The 14,581-nt window shown below is 66.4% G+C and carries 16 protein-coding genes; 6 read left to right on the top strand and 10 right to left on the bottom strand.

The window, feature by feature from the left end; genetic code table 11:
- Window positions 1–4: 4 nt before the first annotated feature.
- The gene (locus tag ACW17V_RS09930; protein ID WP_492108649.1) at window positions 5–1,003 is read right to left on the bottom strand and encodes a FecR family protein; all 999 of its coding nucleotides are present in this window, start codon (window positions 1,001–1,003) and stop codon (window positions 5–7) included.
- Window positions 1,004–1,115: 112 nt separating this feature from the next.
- Window positions 1,116–1,634 carry an RNA polymerase sigma factor gene (locus tag ACW17V_RS09925; protein ID WP_492108648.1) on the bottom strand — a complete coding sequence of 173 codons (519 nt, stop codon included), beginning with the start codon at window positions 1,632–1,634 and terminating at the stop codon, window positions 1,116–1,118.
- 377 nt (window positions 1,635–2,011) lie between these two features.
- Between ACW17V_RS09925 and ACW17V_RS09920 the strand changes: the two genes are divergently transcribed.
- Window positions 2,012–2,437, top strand: a complete 426-nt coding sequence (locus tag ACW17V_RS09920; RefSeq protein WP_492108647.1) for a hypothetical protein — start codon at window positions 2,012–2,014, stop codon at window positions 2,435–2,437.
- Between the two features lie 163 nt (window positions 2,438–2,600).
- Here the strand turns inward: ACW17V_RS09920 and ACW17V_RS09915 are convergent, their stop codons facing one another.
- Together ACW17V_RS09915 and bla are read right to left on the bottom strand one after the other, a co-directional pair.
- Complete coding sequence (locus ACW17V_RS09915; RefSeq protein ID WP_492108646.1) at window positions 2,601–3,068, bottom strand: MlaD family protein; 468 nt, start codon at window positions 3,066–3,068, stop codon at window positions 2,601–2,603.
- Between the two features lie 751 nt (window positions 3,069–3,819).
- Entirely contained in the window at window positions 3,820–5,031 is a 1,212-nt protein-coding gene (gene bla, locus ACW17V_RS09910) for a class A beta-lactamase (protein WP_492108645.1), read from the bottom strand.
- On the opposite strand from bla, the gene ACW17V_RS09905 reads away from it, so the two are divergent.
- Window positions 4,915–5,199, top strand: coding sequence for a LysR family transcriptional regulator (locus ACW17V_RS09905; RefSeq protein ID WP_492108644.1), 285 nt, complete (start codon window positions 4,915–4,917; stop codon window positions 5,197–5,199). The two genes, bla and ACW17V_RS09905, sit on opposite strands and share 117 nt — an antisense overlap.
- Before the next feature lie 267 nt (window positions 5,200–5,466).
- Here the strand turns inward: ACW17V_RS09905 and ACW17V_RS09900 are convergent, their stop codons facing one another.
- The 4 genes from ACW17V_RS09900 to otsB form a co-directional block, all read right to left on the bottom strand.
- Window positions 5,467–5,784 (bottom strand): hypothetical protein, encoded by a 318-nt coding sequence (locus ACW17V_RS09900; protein WP_492108643.1) that lies wholly within the window; start codon window positions 5,782–5,784, stop codon window positions 5,467–5,469.
- Between the two features lie 108 nt (window positions 5,785–5,892).
- Window positions 5,893–6,186, bottom strand: coding sequence for a hypothetical protein (locus ACW17V_RS09895; RefSeq protein ID WP_492108642.1), 294 nt, complete (start codon window positions 6,184–6,186; stop codon window positions 5,893–5,895).
- Between the two features lie 208 nt (window positions 6,187–6,394).
- Window positions 6,395–7,810 (bottom strand): alpha,alpha-trehalose-phosphate synthase (UDP-forming), encoded by a 1,416-nt coding sequence (otsA, locus tag ACW17V_RS09890; protein ID WP_492108641.1) that lies wholly within the window; start codon window positions 7,808–7,810, stop codon window positions 6,395–6,397.
- Window positions 7,807–8,580, bottom strand: coding sequence for a trehalose-phosphatase (otsB, locus tag ACW17V_RS09885; RefSeq protein ID WP_492108640.1), 774 nt, complete (start codon window positions 8,578–8,580; stop codon window positions 7,807–7,809). The genes otsA and otsB overlap by 4 nt, the downstream gene beginning before the upstream one ends.
- 771 nt (window positions 8,581–9,351) lie before the next feature.
- Between otsB and ACW17V_RS09880 the strand changes: the two genes are divergently transcribed.
- Window positions 9,352–9,819, top strand: coding sequence for a MarR family transcriptional regulator (locus ACW17V_RS09880; RefSeq protein WP_419316803.1), 468 nt, complete (start codon window positions 9,352–9,354; stop codon window positions 9,817–9,819).
- Here the strand turns inward: ACW17V_RS09880 and ACW17V_RS09875 are convergent.
- Both ACW17V_RS09875 and ACW17V_RS09870 read right to left on the bottom strand, forming a co-directional pair.
- The gene (locus ACW17V_RS09875) at window positions 9,816–10,571 is read right to left on the bottom strand and encodes a hypothetical protein (RefSeq protein WP_419316804.1); all 756 of its coding nucleotides are present in this window, start codon (window positions 10,569–10,571) and stop codon (window positions 9,816–9,818) included. The genes ACW17V_RS09880 and ACW17V_RS09875 overlap by 4 nt on opposite strands.
- On the bottom strand, window positions 10,568–11,413 hold the full coding sequence (locus ACW17V_RS09870) for a hypothetical protein (protein WP_492108639.1): 846 nt from the start codon (window positions 11,411–11,413) through the stop codon (window positions 10,568–10,570). The genes ACW17V_RS09875 and ACW17V_RS09870 overlap by 4 nt, the downstream gene beginning before the upstream one ends.
- Window positions 11,414–11,506: 93 nt before the next feature.
- On the opposite strand from ACW17V_RS09870, the gene ACW17V_RS09865 reads away from it, so the two are divergent.
- The 3 genes from ACW17V_RS09865 to ACW17V_RS09855 all read left to right on the top strand — a co-directional run bounded on the left by ACW17V_RS09865 (window position 11,507) and on the right by ACW17V_RS09855 (window position 14,536).
- Entirely contained in the window at window positions 11,507–12,808 is a 1,302-nt protein-coding gene (locus ACW17V_RS09865; protein WP_492108638.1) for an SLC13 family permease, read from the top strand.
- A 112-nt stretch (window positions 12,809–12,920) separates the two neighbouring features.
- On the top strand, window positions 12,921–13,280 hold the full coding sequence (locus ACW17V_RS09860) for a hypothetical protein (protein WP_492108637.1): 360 nt from the start codon (window positions 12,921–12,923) through the stop codon (window positions 13,278–13,280).
- 77 nt (window positions 13,281–13,357) lie between these two features.
- A complete protein-coding gene (locus tag ACW17V_RS09855) occupies window positions 13,358–14,536 on the top strand; it encodes a mechanosensitive ion channel family protein (RefSeq protein ID WP_492108636.1) in 1,179 nt (392 codons plus the stop codon).
- Window positions 14,537–14,581: the final 45 nt, after the last annotated feature.

The following is a 14,581-nucleotide window of genomic DNA, read 5'->3' as shown; positions in this document are numbered from 1 at the left end:
GCGATCATTGTCCCTTCAGAACGATTTCGTTCGGGCGCGTGACGACAGCCACCCCGCTGAACTGGGCCAATCGCTCGACCATGGCCCGCTGTCCGTCGACGAGGAACACACCGCTGACCTTCACGTTCGCCGCGCTGGGATCGATGCGGATCGGCGCGCCGCCATACCGGTTGAAGTCGGCGACCACGTCGGCCAGGGGTGTGTTGTCGTAGATCAGCCGCCCAGCGCGCCACGCGAACACCGCCTCGGGATCGGCGCCGCGCACCTCCTGGACCGTGGAGCCCTCGGTATGGAGAACCTGCTGGCCTCTGGTCAACCGCACCTCGCCGCCGCTCGCCTGCGCCACGGCGACGACGCCGCGACGCACCGTGACGGCGGTGCGTCCCGCATGGCGCGAGATATTGAATTCGGTGCCGATCACGCGAACCCGCTGATCGCCCATGGCGACCACGAACGGGCTGTCAGGCTTGTGGACGACATCGAACGCGGCCTGGCCGTCCGCGAGGATGACGTCCCGGCGTCCGGCGCGCATCGTGACGCTGACCCGCGTGTCGGCGCCCAGGGTCAGGCGGGAGCCATCCGCCAGGGTAACGGCCCGGACCTCGCCCTTGGAGGTGACGTAGTCCGTCGGGGCCGAGGGCAGCCATCTCGGCGTCAACAGCAGGACCGCGATACTGGCGGCGATGGCGCCGCCAGCGATCAGCCAGGGCGCTGAACGAGGTGAGCGCGGCTTGAAAGCCGTGACCGTGGATCTGGGCTCAAGCGTCCTGGTGTCGCTGGGTGTGGAAGGGGTCGCCGTGGCGGTCGCCAACAGGGCTTCGACCGCCGGGTCTTCCAGGTCGAGCCATAGCGCCTCCACGTCTTCATAGGCCAGGCGGTGGGCCGGATCGGCTTCGAGCCAGGTCTGGAAATCCGTCCAGGCGTCGAGGTCGGCGTCGTCGCGCAGGCGGGCGAACCAGTCTGTCGCGGTCTGCGGGATCGGATCGATCGGAGAAGCGGTCATGGGCGGTCACCTGAGGCTTCGCGGCCGAATGCGGGCCAGCCTCTCCGCAACGACGTCGCCGTCCAACCATCCCCTCCCCGGTTTGTGGGGGGATGATGCAGATTGGTCGCGCTCATCGGGTCACCCGGGAATGAAGATGGCCCAGGGCCAGGCTGATCTGCTTCTCAACCAAGCTTTTGGAGACGCCCAAGGCGGCGGCGGTTTGGGCGTATGACAGACCGTCGATCTTGTGGAGTTTGAAAATCTGTTGAGTGCGCGGGGACAGCGTCGTCAGGGCGGCCATGACCTTGTCCAGCCGCTGTCGCGCGATGATGGCCGATTCCGCGTCGGGCGCGTCGGTGACATCCACGGGCCCCACCGAGGTCTGGTGAGTGCTGCGCCAGTCGGCGTCACGCGCGCCGGCCCGGCGACGCTGGCGCAGACGGTCCAGCATCAGGTTGGAGGCGAGCCGGTAGAGAAAGGCCGGCGGGTTGTTCACCGGCTCATCATGCAGGGCGATGACCTTCAGATAGAGGTCCTGCACGAGATCCTCGACATCGGCGTCGGGACCCAGCCTGGCCAGGAAGAACCGCCGCATGTCGTCGCGACGTTCAAGATAGGACGCCAGAAGAGGCGATTGGCTCTCCACCATCGGCTCTTCAGCGGGACGTCGAATGAAGGGCGGGTGGAAGCAGGGCCACGGCAAATCCAAATAGGCTGGCGCGGTCCGAGAGGCCGCTTCTTGTGAAGCTTAGCGTGATAGATTCACGGCGAAATGTCACAACTATGGCCGTCTGTTTAGAGAAACCGGCGCATCCGGCTGACCAGCGACAGAAGAACGCGAACGCTTCGCGATCACCTTCCACGATCATGTCGTGAGCGCCCGCCAAGGCCGACCGAAGGGCCATGGGGCCAGACCATCGAGGTCCACGCAACCGGAAAGCCGCCGCCCCAAAGCAAAGGACGAATTCGGTGAGTGGGCGGTGGCCGCGTGGCGTCATTGGGTCATAGCCTCACGGAGTCTCGCTCATGAACGACGCCCCCTTTGCTCACGGCTTCCTGACCGATGGCGATGTCGCCTATCTGATCTCCAGCCGCGCGGGTCTGGCTCGGTCCAGGCTGCACCGCGCGACCAGGATCTGCGACTTGCAGCTTTCGTTGGAGGAGTATGCGGCGGTGCTGGTCGCGATCGAGGATCGGTTCGACATTGAGATTGACGACCTGGTCGGCGCCGACTGCGACACCCTCGGCGCGCTGATGGACCGCCTCAAGGATCGCGTTGCGGGTTCCCTGCGCCCTGTCGCCCTGGCTGGAGGGCGATCGGTTGATCAACGCGGGACTGGAGTTCAGATCTCCACAGCCAGCGAGCCTAAAGTTGCCCCAGACCGGGCCCTGATCACCTACGAGAGGCTCATCACGCCGCGCCGACCGTGTGCGATCGCGCTGCCGTTCTAAGCTCGATCCTGAGAGGCAGAGCCTACCGCCAGCAGCGCCACCCTCCGGATTGAATAGGCCATGCCCTAGCCTACGCTCGTCATCGGCCCGCCGGCCCGAGCGTTGATGAACTGCGCACATTGGCGCGGATCGCAACGTGGGCCGCACGTGGGCCGCGGCCATCTCAGTGGTTGTCTGGAGCGGTGGCGGCGCGTCCTCCGCCGCCTTGTGGTCGCCTAGCCGAACCGATCAAGCCCGACAGTTCGAATGCTCCCTGAGTGGTCTCGATCTCACCGCCCGGCTTGATGTCGTCGGTTGCGCCGCCAAGCGTAATCGCCACGTGGTCTCCGCCCAGCAGGCTGTTGCTGGTGATCTTCGCGGAGGAGTCCGAGGGCAGCCTGACGTACGGATCCAGGCGGAGCGTGATCACCGCCAGATAGGTGTGGGGGTCCAGCCTGATTTCCGAAACGGCGCCGACCTCGACGCCCGCCATGGTGACGGCCGCGCCCGGCGCTAGGGATCCGACCTGGCCGAACTTGGCCGTGACGTCATAGCCGCCCAGCTTGCTGCCCACGCCGCCCACCGTCAGTGAGTAAGCCAGAACTCCGACCGCGAGGACGAGGACGAGAACACCCATCAGGGTTTCGGCCATTATTCGTGCAACCCCATATCCTTTCGAAATCCAGCAAGGCCGTCCGCCCGACGGCCGCCGCGTCGTTGCCTACCGCCCGGCGGGACGCTGAGCTTCGCGCTGCGGTTGGGAGATCAGCACGTCAACATTGCCGCAGGCGCAGCTATCGCAAGGGCAAAGCGGCGTCTGTCCATGGTGAACTCTTCCATTTATGGGACGCCTCGCCGCGCCGTTCTGTCCAATGACGCCGCCGCTCCGCAGCCCCCCCACACAATTGTCAGGCTGGATCACGCAGGAGCGCCGGAGCGCGTCATCGGCGCTCGGCCCGGAGCGTTGCGACGTCACAAAGCGGCGTATCCTCACCGAGTGGCTAGCCGGCCCAACGCCGCGCGCGGCATCCACAGCGCCGGAGCGGAAATCCGCGACGTTGACGATGGCAGGAACGGGTCTCCCACCAGCACCACGACCGCTGGGGTAGAGCGCAGGATCGTGGAATATCCGCATCAAACGGATTGCTGATTTGATGCTCAGCGTGTTGGCCGGGCGCTGTAGGATGCGCGGCCTGGGGCAGCTAGCTTGCCTGCATCCACCGCGTGGGCGGCGATCGGGCCGGGCTGCGCCGATTTCGTTGAAAAAGGCGGCCGCTGAGATCGCCGCTAGTACCGGACGCGGCAGTCCGCTCCTGCTTCAGGTGATCACCGGCGTTGGTGGCGGGATCAGCCGGGCGGACGGGCCATGCCGTCCTCCATCATCGTCAAAGCGGGGATGTCGGTCATGCGGCGGCGCCGTGGCCGAGCGCCCGCAGCGCCATGCGTGTGGCCTGCGCGATGTCAGCTTCACGTTGGGCCGGCGTCGATTTCGAGGTCGCGTGATTGTAGGCGGCGACGATCACGGGCTTGCCCGTCGGCGGATAGAGCAGGCCGATGTCGTTGGTCGGCCCGTATCCGCCCGTGCCAGTCTTGTGCGCCACGCGCCAGCCCGCCGGAACCCCGGCCCTGAGGCGATCCGCGCCCGTCGGCGAGGCGACCATCCAGCCGAGCAGACGCGCCTGTGACGCCGCCGTCAGAGGCGTGGTCGGATCGAGGAACAGGCGCTGGAGGTTGGCGACGCACTGAGCCGGCGTGATGGTGTCCTTGTCGCCGTCCAGCCGGTTCATCTCTGGCTCGAACCGGTCAACGCGAGTGCTTTCGTCCCCGATGGAGCGGTAGAAGGTCTGCATGGCCTCGATGCCGCCGTTGGCTCTCAGCAGCAGGTTAGCGGCAGGGTTGTCGCTGACTTCGACCACGGCCTGCATCATCCGGTCGACGCTGAGGCTGGAGCCGATCGCCGGCTCGGTCACCGGGGCGTTGGACACCATGTCGGCGGCCGTGACGGGGATCATGCGGTCGGCGGATTCCTCGCCGTTCTGGATGCGGACGAAGGTCGCCGCTGCCAGATACATCTTGAAGGTCGAGCAGTAGACGAAGCGCTCGTTCGCCCGCCATCCGAAGCTCTCGCCACTGGCCGTGTCGAGGGCGACGAAGCCGAGGCGGCCGCCGTCGGCCGCTTCCATCGCCGACAGGTCGATAGCCTGCATGGCGACGGCCGGGCGAGCCGGCTGGACCTTGGGCGTCGCATCGGGTCCGGTTTGGGGCGAACAGCCCATGACGCCGAGAGCGCCAAGTCCGGTCAGCACGCTTCTGCGGTCCGTTCCGAAGGTCATGCTCTGGCCGCCGCGGGTCGGCATGGTCAGCGCGACCGCGCTCGCCGCATGTGTGCGCTTCATCGCTCTCTCCGTCATGAGGTGTGACACCAAGGTGGTCGATCGGAGCTGGCCATACAAAGCATCAATACTGGAAACAGGCATGAACTCAGCTAATGCCTTGGCATGGATCGCGCTCAGCTCCCGCTCAATGCCCTGCGCGCTTTCGAGGCTTCGGCGCGCCGCCTGAACTTCACGCGTGCAGCCATCGAGCTGTGCGTGAGCCAGGGCGCTATGAGCCATCAGGTGGTCCAACTGGAGACGAAGTTGGGCGTCCGCATGTTCCGCCGCCTGCCGCGTGGGCTGGCGTCAACGTCCGAGGGACAGGCTCTTGCGCCGATGCTGGCCGAGTCTTTCGGCCGTGTGGGCGCGTCCCTCGACCGTTATGCGGGCGGTTGCAGGAAGTGCTGACGGTCGGCGTGGTCGGGGCCTTCGCCACAGGCTGGTTGTTGCCGAGGATGTACGACTTCCACCGCGCTCTACCCGACATCGAGTTGCGCCTGGTGACCAACAACAACCGGTCGATTTGGCCGGGGAAGGCCTGGACCTAGCCTTCCGTTGAGGCGAAGGTGCGTGGCACGGTACCCATGCCGACCTGCGTCGAAGGATCACCGACTACAACGACATCTTCTTCACGCATCTGACCGAACATCATGTGTTCGGCGCCGAGGCGTCAGCTCATAGCCCGTCGGGCTTGAAGCGGAACGCATTGGCCAGGCTGCGCAAGTCCGCCGCGCCGCAGCCGATCAAGCTGATCATCGCGAACGGCTTCAGGCGATATGCGCTTTCGGCTCGCGCGCAGAGGTCGGCGCGTTGTTGGCTTCCTGGTTGGTAACGCCGCGCCTCCCCTTCACGCACCACAAGATTCAGCCTCTCCAAGCGCCGCAGAATTTCCCCGACCATGTCGAGACTAGCCCGCAACTCGGCGGTCAGATCCGCCTCGGTCCACACGCGATCCGAAGCGCCCCGCATCAGCAGAAGCAGTTCCAGCGCCACACGGTCCGAAGGTCGCTGACCACGAAACGAACGATGTCGTCGTCAAATCCAGGATTGTTCAGACGTGGCATCTACGCGCCCGCCTCGATCACGTAACCGCGCAGCCCATCACGAACGGCTGAGATCCATGCCGAGCGTTGTTCCGATGCCGTCGGGATGCTCGCCGAACGGCTTGTCGCCAGCTCTCCGGCGCGCCAGTTCGTCGAGCCGCTGGCGAAGGCTGGAGTCCAGCCCAAGGGACGAACTTTCCGCCAGGGCCTCTTCCGAGACAACGGGCGCGCTGGCCAACACCCGTTGCAGGGCCGCGTCGAAATGTCGACCCTCGGCCGTACCGGGCGCGGGAGGGTCCGGTAAGAAGGCGATGATGGCTTCGAGCGCGTTTTCCCAACCGGTATCTGGCACTGGAACTCTCTTCTCGCCGCGATTGACCGCTCGGCGTTCAGCCCGTTAGCCGAAGGGACATAAGCGCCAAGCAGACGAACGCGGCGAGGCCGACAAGGATGACCTCGAGCGGGACCTCGCCCATATGACCGCGTTTCATGGCGCGTCTCCTCCCAGCGGCGGCTCTGACGGTCGCTCGCATCGATCCACGATCGACATATGGATCGTATCACGATGCTTTTCGATTGTCGTCGTCCCTGTGGGTCACGACGGCGGCATCGCCTTGCAGCGCTGAAACGAAGCGATCACGCCAGGCGGCCACATCGTCGCGCACGACGCCGTCCATCAGTCTCGTCCAGCGCGCGATCCGCTCCGCCCGGGGCATGGCCAAGGCTACTTCGAGCGCTTCGGAGGTTTCCTCGCGGCTGAACGGATTGACGATCAGGGCGTCCTCCATCTGCTCGGCCGCACCGGCGTACCGGGACAGCACCAGAACACCCGGGTCGTCGGGGTCCTGCGCGGCGACATATTCCTTGGCCACCAGATTCATCCCGTCGCGTAGCGGCGTGACGAGACCGACATGGGCCGCGCGATAGACCCCGGCCAACTCGTCCCGGCGATGGGTGCGGTTCACGTAGCGGATCGGCACCCAATCGACCGTGGCGTAGGCGCCGTTGATGCGCCCTGACACGCCGTCCAGCCGAGCCCGTATCTCCTGGTAGGCCTGGACCGCGTCGCGGCTGGGCGTGGCGATCTGCAGCAGGAACACTCGCTCGGCCCAGTCCGGGTGGTCGGCCAGTAATTGCTCATAGGCCAGGAAGCGCTCCTCCAGGCCCTTGGAATAGTCGAGACGATCGACGCCGACGATCATCTTGCGGCCCGTCTGACTGAGCCTGACGCGCTCGAACGTGGCCTGAGCCGCCTCGCCCCGCGCCAGATCGGCGAACGCCGCCGCCTCGATCCCGATCGGGAAGGCCCCGATGCGAGTGCGACGACCGTCGGCTTCGATGACGCCATCGTCGATCGTCAGCTCCAGTTCGCGGCCAACATAGTCACTGAACGCCTCCAGGGCGTCGCGTGTCTGGAAGCCGACCACATCATAGGCCAGCAACGATTCCACCAGCTGCCGATGCTGCGGCAAGGTGGTCAGCAGTCGCCGCCCCGGCCAGGGAATGTGCAGAAAGAAGCCGATGCGGTTGGTGACGCCCAACCGTCGCAGCTCTTCGGCCAGCGGGATCAGGTGGTAGTCGTGAATCCAGACAAGATCATCGGGGCCGATCAGCGGCGCCAGAGTCTCGGCAAAGCGCCTGTTGACCCGTTGATAGCCTTCGCCAAACGAGCGCTCATAGGCCGCCAGGTCGGTGCGGGAATGAAACAGCGGCCAAAGCGTCCGATTGGCGTAACCGTCATAATATTCCTCGCGATCCTGCTCCTCCAGGTCGACCAGGGCCACGGTCACCCCGCCAACCCTCTGCATGGAAATCTGGCCGGTGAAGGCGTCGGTGGTCTCGCCGCTCCAGCCAAACCAGACGCCGGAATACTCCCGCAAAGCCGCAGCCAGGGCCATGGCCAGCCCGCCAGCCGTGCCGACCCCGGCGTCGCTGGGCGGGTTGACCCGGTTGGAGACGACGATCAGCCGGCTCATGACGTCTGGTCCGTGATAGCCGCCTCAAGCCAGTCGAGAACGGCCGGCACATCGGCCAGGTGATAGCGCGCCAAGGTCTGGCGGCCAGGGGAGCCGACCAGAACGCCGTAGCCGCCCGCCGCGGCGGCGGCCATGAATCCGTCTTCGTCGGTCAGATCGTCGCCTACGAAGATTGGACGCGCGCCCGTGAAAGGCCATTCGGCCATGAAGGCGTGGATGGCCTGGCCCTTGTCGGCGCCGGCGGTGCGCAGCTCGGCGACCATATCGCCCTCCTGCAGAACCAGGCGCGTGGCCGCCTCCAGACGGCGGGCGACCTCGCGCACCGCCTCGCAAGCGGCGGGATGCGCCCGATAGTGCAGCGCCACGCTGAGGCCCTTCTCCTCGACCAGCAGTTCCGGTTGGGCGCGGGCCAGCGCTTTGAACACCGCTGCGGCGTCATCCAGACCAGGATCAGGGACGGCGTTGATCTCGTCGCCCAGTACGGTGCGCCGTTGCAGGCCATGGACGCCGGCGACGGCCGACACAGCGTCTTCGGTGATAGCGTACACCTCGGCCAGCGTCCGGCCGCTGACGATCGCTAGGCGCCGGCCCAGCCTCTCGGAGAGGCCGCGCAAGATGGCGGTGCGCCGCCTGTCCGGCCCCACATCGGTGGGGCGCGCGACGATGGGCGCCAGAACGCCGTCAAGGTCGAGAAACAGCGCGCAGCCAACGGGATCGAGCGGCGGCGGACACGGCAAGGGGTCGGGAAAGGCAAGAATCTGGGCGGTCATGGCAAACTCCATGGCGGCGTCCGACAGAGGGGCGTCGGGCGCAGGACTTTATCGCGCCGGCCTGGGCTGGCGGCGGTGGCGACGGGCTCAGCCGTCGCGGCGAATGGAGGGTGTCAGAGGCAGCGCGGCCTTATGGCTCGGCGGCGCGGTGTCGCGCGACGGCAGCGTGGAAGGCGAAGCTCGCCTTGTCGGATCGGTGGTCTCATGTTCAGCCCCTTGCCAAGTTTGGCGCCGTGCGCGGCGCGGTCGGTCTCCAGATTGATGGATCGGCCGTCGAAGGGACGGCGAACCTGTCGCACGATGCGACGCGAGCCAAGGCTCTATCCGGGGCGGCATCGTCCCGAATGGCGCCAAGCGTAGCAGGCTCCAGGATTATAGGGGCGCGTCTCACGGGATAGTGACGCCGGCTTGATCGCCACCTTGCCCAGGCCTGACCTGGAGGTGTGGTCCTCGGACCGTCCGGATTTCGAGCTCGTCCAGTTGCAGCTCTGATCCGACCAAGGCGCCGGCTGCAGCCATCAAGGCCGCGCCCGTCAGCAGCGTCGCGATTTGCTTTCGCCTTAGTCGCACCGACGCGAGCAAAATCCCCCAAGCCCGCGCCAGCGGCGCATCGCCCTTGGAGCGCTCGGCTTTCCAAACAGCCATCGGCCTTAAATATCGTAACACGATCTATTCGTCAAATTAGCGCGCGTCGGGACTGCTCGCGACTCGGCCTCCATGTTAGGAAAGCGACCGGCCGCGAGCGTCTCGTGCGCCGTCCAGGATCCTGTCGTGACGACGCCAGCCTCTCCGCCCTCGCAAAACCTGATCGAGGACGCGCCTCTCACCCAGGAAGACTATCGCGCACTTGGGGAATTTCGCCGCGCTATCCGCCAGTTCCTGGCGTTCAGTGAGCAAGGCGCGCGCGACCACGGCCTGACCGCCCAACAGCACCAAGCTTTGTTGGCCATCAAGGCGCATCCCGGGCCGGACCCGATCTCGATCGGGGACCTCGCAGACAGCTTGCTGATCAAGAACCACAGCGCCGTCGAACTGGTCGCCCGCCTGGTCGAGCGCGACCTGGCGGCGCGCCGAGACTCTGCTGCCGACCGACGTCGCGTTGTGCTGGAATTACGTCCGCGTGGCGCGGCGATTCTGGAGACCATCTCCCGACGCAACCTAGGCCGCCTGAGCCAGGGCGCCGACATCCTCGCCGACATCATCGAGGCCGCGCGCCGCGCTGCCCCAAATCGCCGCTAACAGACCAGGACCGGCGTGCGAGCATTCCACAGGCCCGCCGGTGTGATCGCCCGAAGCGGCCCCGTCCCGCCCGCCAGGAGCACGGCGCGAGAAATGACGATCAAGTCGGCTTGGCGCGTCTGCAGATAGTCCCAAACGGCCGCGCCGGGACGTTCGGCGGATATCGCGAAGGCCTTGGCGCGCCCGTCCAGCGCCTGACGCGCTAGCGCGAGCTTCTCGCCCGGATCGTCCGAAGCCTTGGTCGCCACCAGAACCTCAAGTTGGAGATTGGCAAAGCCTTGATGGTCCGCGACGAGATCGAGGGCGGCGCGGCGTCTCGGGTCCCCATCGGTGACGACCAGAGCCCGCTCGATCGGTAGGAAAACCCGCGAGGCGAGGCAGACCGGAACCCTGGTCACGCTCAGCACCGCGTCGATCTGCCCGCCCAACACCTTCCGGTCATCCTGGCTGTCGGCTCCGCGCTTGCCCATCACGAACAAGGCCGCCGGGGTCTTCGACACCACATCGGCCAAAGCGCCTTCGAGCAGACGCTGAACAGGCGCCGGCGCGCCCTGATCGGCCAGATGCGCCGCCAGATCGGCGAGCAAACCTGGCCATTCCGCCGCGCCGTCCTGACCTGGTTCGCACACATGAAGCAACTCAAGGCCCACGCCCATACGCTCTGCCAGCCAGGCGGCATGTATCCCAACGCTCGTCCTGTAGTTCGAACGATCGACCAGAGCGACGACTGGCGGTGCGCCCTCGCCGCTCATTTGGGCCAATCGGCGAGCACGGTCGCCTTGGCGTCCTCGAAAGCGACGCGATCGATATCGACCGCATAGAGACAGACTGGACGGTGTTCTGCCGACTCGCTCCAGCAATGGATCGCCGCTCCATCGGCAAACCCAGAAACCTTTCCTTCAAGCACAAGGCCAAAGGTCCGCGCCTGATCGACGTCGCCAGCATCCAGCTTGACGACATGCTCGTAAGCACGCTCGCCGCGCCGCTCAACGCGCGAATCTTGCGCGGCGTGCAACATGGCCAGCCCCAAGGTCGGAGCCTCGGCAGGCGTTGGTGTCGCGGGCGGCGCAATGGCTCGGCGGGAGGGGCAACCCTCCGACGCCAACCATGGGCGCGGGAGCCAGAACCCCTCAACCAACTCGGTACCCTTAGGCGTCGGCGCAGCGCGAACCAGCGGCAGATCGGTCCAGATCGCGGGCCTGGCGACGAGACGCAGCGCCGGGCCGGCCGGATCATACTGATAATAGGCCTGAGCCGACCCCGGGTCGGCGGTCGGGCCACCGCAGCCAAACATCAGCCGCATCCGAAAGCGACGGCCGACCAGGTCCCGGCCGCCGCCGTCCGCCGTTCCCGCCGCATAGGCGTTGGCCGCCGTGGCGGCGGCGGCGATCAGATCGCCGCGCGTGGCTGTCTTCTGGGGTGCAGGCGCCGCGGGCGGCGCCGCGACCACCGGTATAGGTTCAGGCGGGGCGGGCGTCGGCGGCGTCTGACGGATCAACAGCCAGACGAGCACGGCAACGGCCGCCAACCCGATGACGACGGGCGCGAACAGGGCGAACTTGCGGTCGGCTGACCTGGGGTTATTGTCGCTCATGGCGAGAGCCTAGCAGAAGACAAGGTCCCGATTGCAATCGCCTTCGCCACGCTCCGCGCCGGCCGCTCGCGCCCGCGCCGCCGGGTGGCCATGATGACGCCCGCCCAAATCATCGCGCTGGGGGTGCTGGCGGCGGTCGTCGTCGCCCTGATCCATGGCAAGCTACGCTCGGATGTCGTGGCCTTGGCTGGCGCGGCCGTGCTGCTGGGCACGCGCACTGTCAGGCCGGTCGAGGTCCAGGCGGCCTTCGCCAGCCCAGCCATCCTGGCGCTGGCGTCACTTTTCGTCATTGCCTACGCCATGGAGCTCTCGGGCCTTCTCGGCTTGCTGATCCGAGGAGCCACACGGCTATGCGCACGCCTGGGCGCCCTGGGCCTTTGGATAGTCATCGGACTTTGCGGTGTGGCCTCGGCCTTCCTCAACAACACCCCCATCGTCGTGTTGGGCGCGCCGGTGGTGCGCGACGTCTCCAAATCTATGGGTCTGTCGCCCAAGCGTTTCCTGATCCCTCTATCTTATGCGACGATCCTCGGCGGCGCCTGCACCTTGATTGGCACCTCGACCAACCTTCTGGTCAACGACATGGCGCGCAATGCCGGCCAGCCCGCGTTCAGCCTGTTCGAGATCACCCCGGTGGCTCTGGTCATCGCCGTAGTCGGGGGTCTCTATCTTGTGTTGGTGGGGCCACGTCTGCTGGGCGCCGAGCCCGCGCCGGCTCCTGTGTCCGAACAGGCGACCTTGCCAGCCATCTCGCCGCCGAACGGCGAGGATCCGGCGCTCTATCCCATTGATGCGCCCTTCGACCCGCTAAGGGCCGGCGCGGCCCTGGTGGTCTTTGTCCTGGTGGTGACCGTCGCGGCCCTGGGCCTGCTGCCGATCGCGGCGGCGGCTTTCGCCGGGGCGGTGCTGCTGGTCGTGACGGGCGTGATCAGCGTCGAGGACGCCTATAAGGGCCTGCGGCCGGAGATCCTGTTGCTGATCGCGGGCATGGTGGTGGTGGGGCTGTCGATAGAACTGACCGGCCTGGCGGCCCTGACGACCGACGCCCTGGTCGGATGGCTGCACGACCTTGGGCCGCTCTACGCCCTGGCCCTGATCTATGGCGCGACCCTACTGCTGACCGAGCTCCTGTCCAACGCCGCCGTGGCGGTACTTTTGACCCCGTTGGCCGTCGCCTTAGGCGAGAGTCTCGGTGTCAGCCCCCGCCCCTTCCTGGTGGCCGTGATGATGGCCGCCAGCGCCGCCTTCGCCACACCGTTCGGCTATCAGACCAACGTCATCGTCTGTCAGATGGGCGGCTATCGCTATCTCGACTTCGTGCGGATCGGCGCGCCCCTCAACCTGATTACCTGGGCCGCCGGCCTGGCGGTCATCCCGGTGTTCTTTCCCTTCTGAGCCCCCAGGATCAAAGTCTCACGACTTCGTCAGATCGATGTGTCCTGAGCGCCAATTGGATCGTGTTACGATATTTTGGGCTGACGCTTCGGTCCTGAAAAGCGGGGACGCGATGAGCGATCACGACAAGGAAACAATCCTTTTCATTTGCGGCGACGGTATCGACGCCGCCACCATCATGACCCACCTCTACGACGCCGACATCCGGGTCGTCGGTCCAATCCACACCGCCAGGATGGCTCTGGCCATGGCCGCACAGACCGGGCCGACCCTGGCTCTAGTGGCCGGCCAACCCACCGGAGAGCGCAAGGCTCCGGAACTGGCCCAGGCCCTAATGTCCACCTGGGGCGTGCGCTCCATGTTGCTCGACCCCACTGAACACGACGCTCACGAGACCTCACACTGGCGAGCCCCCGACCATCAGGTCGCCTCTATTCGCCGCGCCCTGACGCAGAGCCGTCCCTCGGTCTGACGTCACCGGGCTAGCTCCCACCGTTTCGACCGCCGCTCGTAGCCGGCGCCCCGCTCAGCACAAGGAGGTCGCGGCCGATGACGGCAAGCGAACGCATTCTGGCGGGCCTGAAGGCCTTGATCGTCCATTTCACGGCGATGAGTCCCCTGGCTTGGACTATCAATCTGGCCCTGACGCTCGGTGTCAGCCTCCTGGCAGTGGCCGCCGGGCGACTGGCCAAGCGCCTGGCGCGCTTTGGCGCCCATCGTCTTCCAGGTCCGCCCGACGCGGAAAAGACGGTGCGGACCAATCGCCTGGCGCGCCTGGCCGGGCGAACGGTGCAGGTCGCGGCGACGGTGATCGCCGTGCTCGTCATCGCTGAGATCTGGAGCTTCAACCTGCTCGGCTGGACCGCAACCCCGCTTGGCGCGCGCACCCTTGGCGCGGCGATGCGCCTTGCGGTGCTGCTGGTCGCGGCGGTGGCGGCCTTCGAACTGGTCGGCCTGGCGATCGGCCGGGCCATGGACGGCTTCGCCGGCCATGCCGCCGAGCCGCGCCGACGCGCGCAATTGGCGACCCTGGGTCCACTGCTGGCCGGTATCGCCCAGACCGCGATCGTCATCATCGGGGTTCTGATGGCCTTGAGCGAACTGGGCGTGAAGATCGGGCCGCTTCTGGCCGGCGCCGGGGTGGTGGGGGTGGCGCTTGGCTTTGGGGCTCAGACTCTGGTCAAGGACTTCCTGACCGGGATATTCCTGATCGTCGAGGACATCGTCTCGGTCGGCGACATCGTCCGCATCGGCGACAGCGGCGGTCTTGTGGAACAGATGACGCTGCGCACCATCCGCCTGCGCGACTTCGACGGCACCGTGCACGTCTTCCCCTACAGCGAGGCCCAGGTGCTGCATAACCTGACCAAGACCTTCTCCTACTATGTCTTCGATCTGCAGGTATCTTACGGCTCGGACCTCGACGCGGCGCTGGCGATCATGCGGCGGGTGGGTGGACGGCTAAAGGCCGATCCGGACTTCGCCGACAAGATCCTGGAGCCGATCGAGGTGGTTGGCGTCGACAGTCTCGGCGACAGCGGCGTGGTGCTGAAGGCGCGGATCAAGACAGAGCCGCTGCAGCAGTGGAATGTCGGACGCGAATACAACCGTCGCATCAAGCTAGCCTTCGACGAAGCCGGCGTGGAAATCCCCTTCCCGCACATGCAGATCGTGATGCCCGATCGGCAGGTGGCTGAACTGGCGGGCCTGCGCGAAGCGGTCAATTAGAGCGGGGTGCGACCGGTTTGGCTTGACCCAGGCGGCATGATCGCG

It is taken from the genome of Caulobacter sp. FV2ye17ST (assembly GCF_058680955.1).
Note: the sequence above shows the minus strand (reverse complement) of the source record. Positions and strands in the feature narration are given on the sequence as shown.

Excerpts from the sequence above, each read along its gene's own strand:
- ACW17V_RS09930 (WP_492108649.1), bottom strand. The coding sequence starts at position 1,003 with ATGACCGCTTCTCCGATCGATCCGATCCCGCAGACCGCGACAGACTGG.
- ACW17V_RS09925 (WP_492108648.1), bottom strand. The coding sequence starts at position 1,634 with ATGGTGGAGAGCCAATCGCCTCTTCTGGCGTCCTATCTTGAACGTCGC.
- ACW17V_RS09920 (WP_492108647.1), top strand. The coding sequence starts at position 2,012 with ATGAACGACGCCCCCTTTGCTCACGGCTTCCTGACCGATGGCGATGTC.
- ACW17V_RS09915 (WP_492108646.1), bottom strand. The coding sequence starts at position 3,068 with ATGGCCGAAACCCTGATGGGTGTTCTCGTCCTCGTCCTCGCGGTCGGA.
- ACW17V_RS09905 (WP_492108644.1), top strand. The coding sequence starts at position 4,915 with ATGGATCGCGCTCAGCTCCCGCTCAATGCCCTGCGCGCTTTCGAGGCT.
- bla (WP_492108645.1), bottom strand. The coding sequence starts at position 5,031 with ATGGCTCATAGCGCCCTGGCTCACGCACAGCTCGATGGCTGCACGCGT.
- otsA (WP_492108641.1), bottom strand. The coding sequence starts at position 7,810 with ATGAGCCGGCTGATCGTCGTCTCCAACCGGGTCAACCCGCCCAGCGAC.
- otsB (WP_492108640.1), bottom strand. The coding sequence starts at position 8,580 with ATGACCGCCCAGATTCTTGCCTTTCCCGACCCCTTGCCGTGTCCGCCG.
- ACW17V_RS09875 (WP_419316804.1), bottom strand. The coding sequence starts at position 10,571 with ATGAGCGGCGAGGGCGCACCGCCAGTCGTCGCTCTGGTCGATCGTTCG.
- ACW17V_RS09870 (WP_492108639.1), bottom strand. The coding sequence starts at position 11,413 with ATGAGCGACAATAACCCCAGGTCAGCCGACCGCAAGTTCGCCCTGTTC.
- ACW17V_RS09865 (WP_492108638.1), top strand. The coding sequence starts at position 11,507 with ATGACGCCCGCCCAAATCATCGCGCTGGGGGTGCTGGCGGCGGTCGTC.
- ACW17V_RS09860 (WP_492108637.1), top strand. The coding sequence starts at position 12,921 with ATGAGCGATCACGACAAGGAAACAATCCTTTTCATTTGCGGCGACGGT.
- ACW17V_RS09855 (WP_492108636.1), top strand. The coding sequence starts at position 13,358 with ATGACGGCAAGCGAACGCATTCTGGCGGGCCTGAAGGCCTTGATCGTC.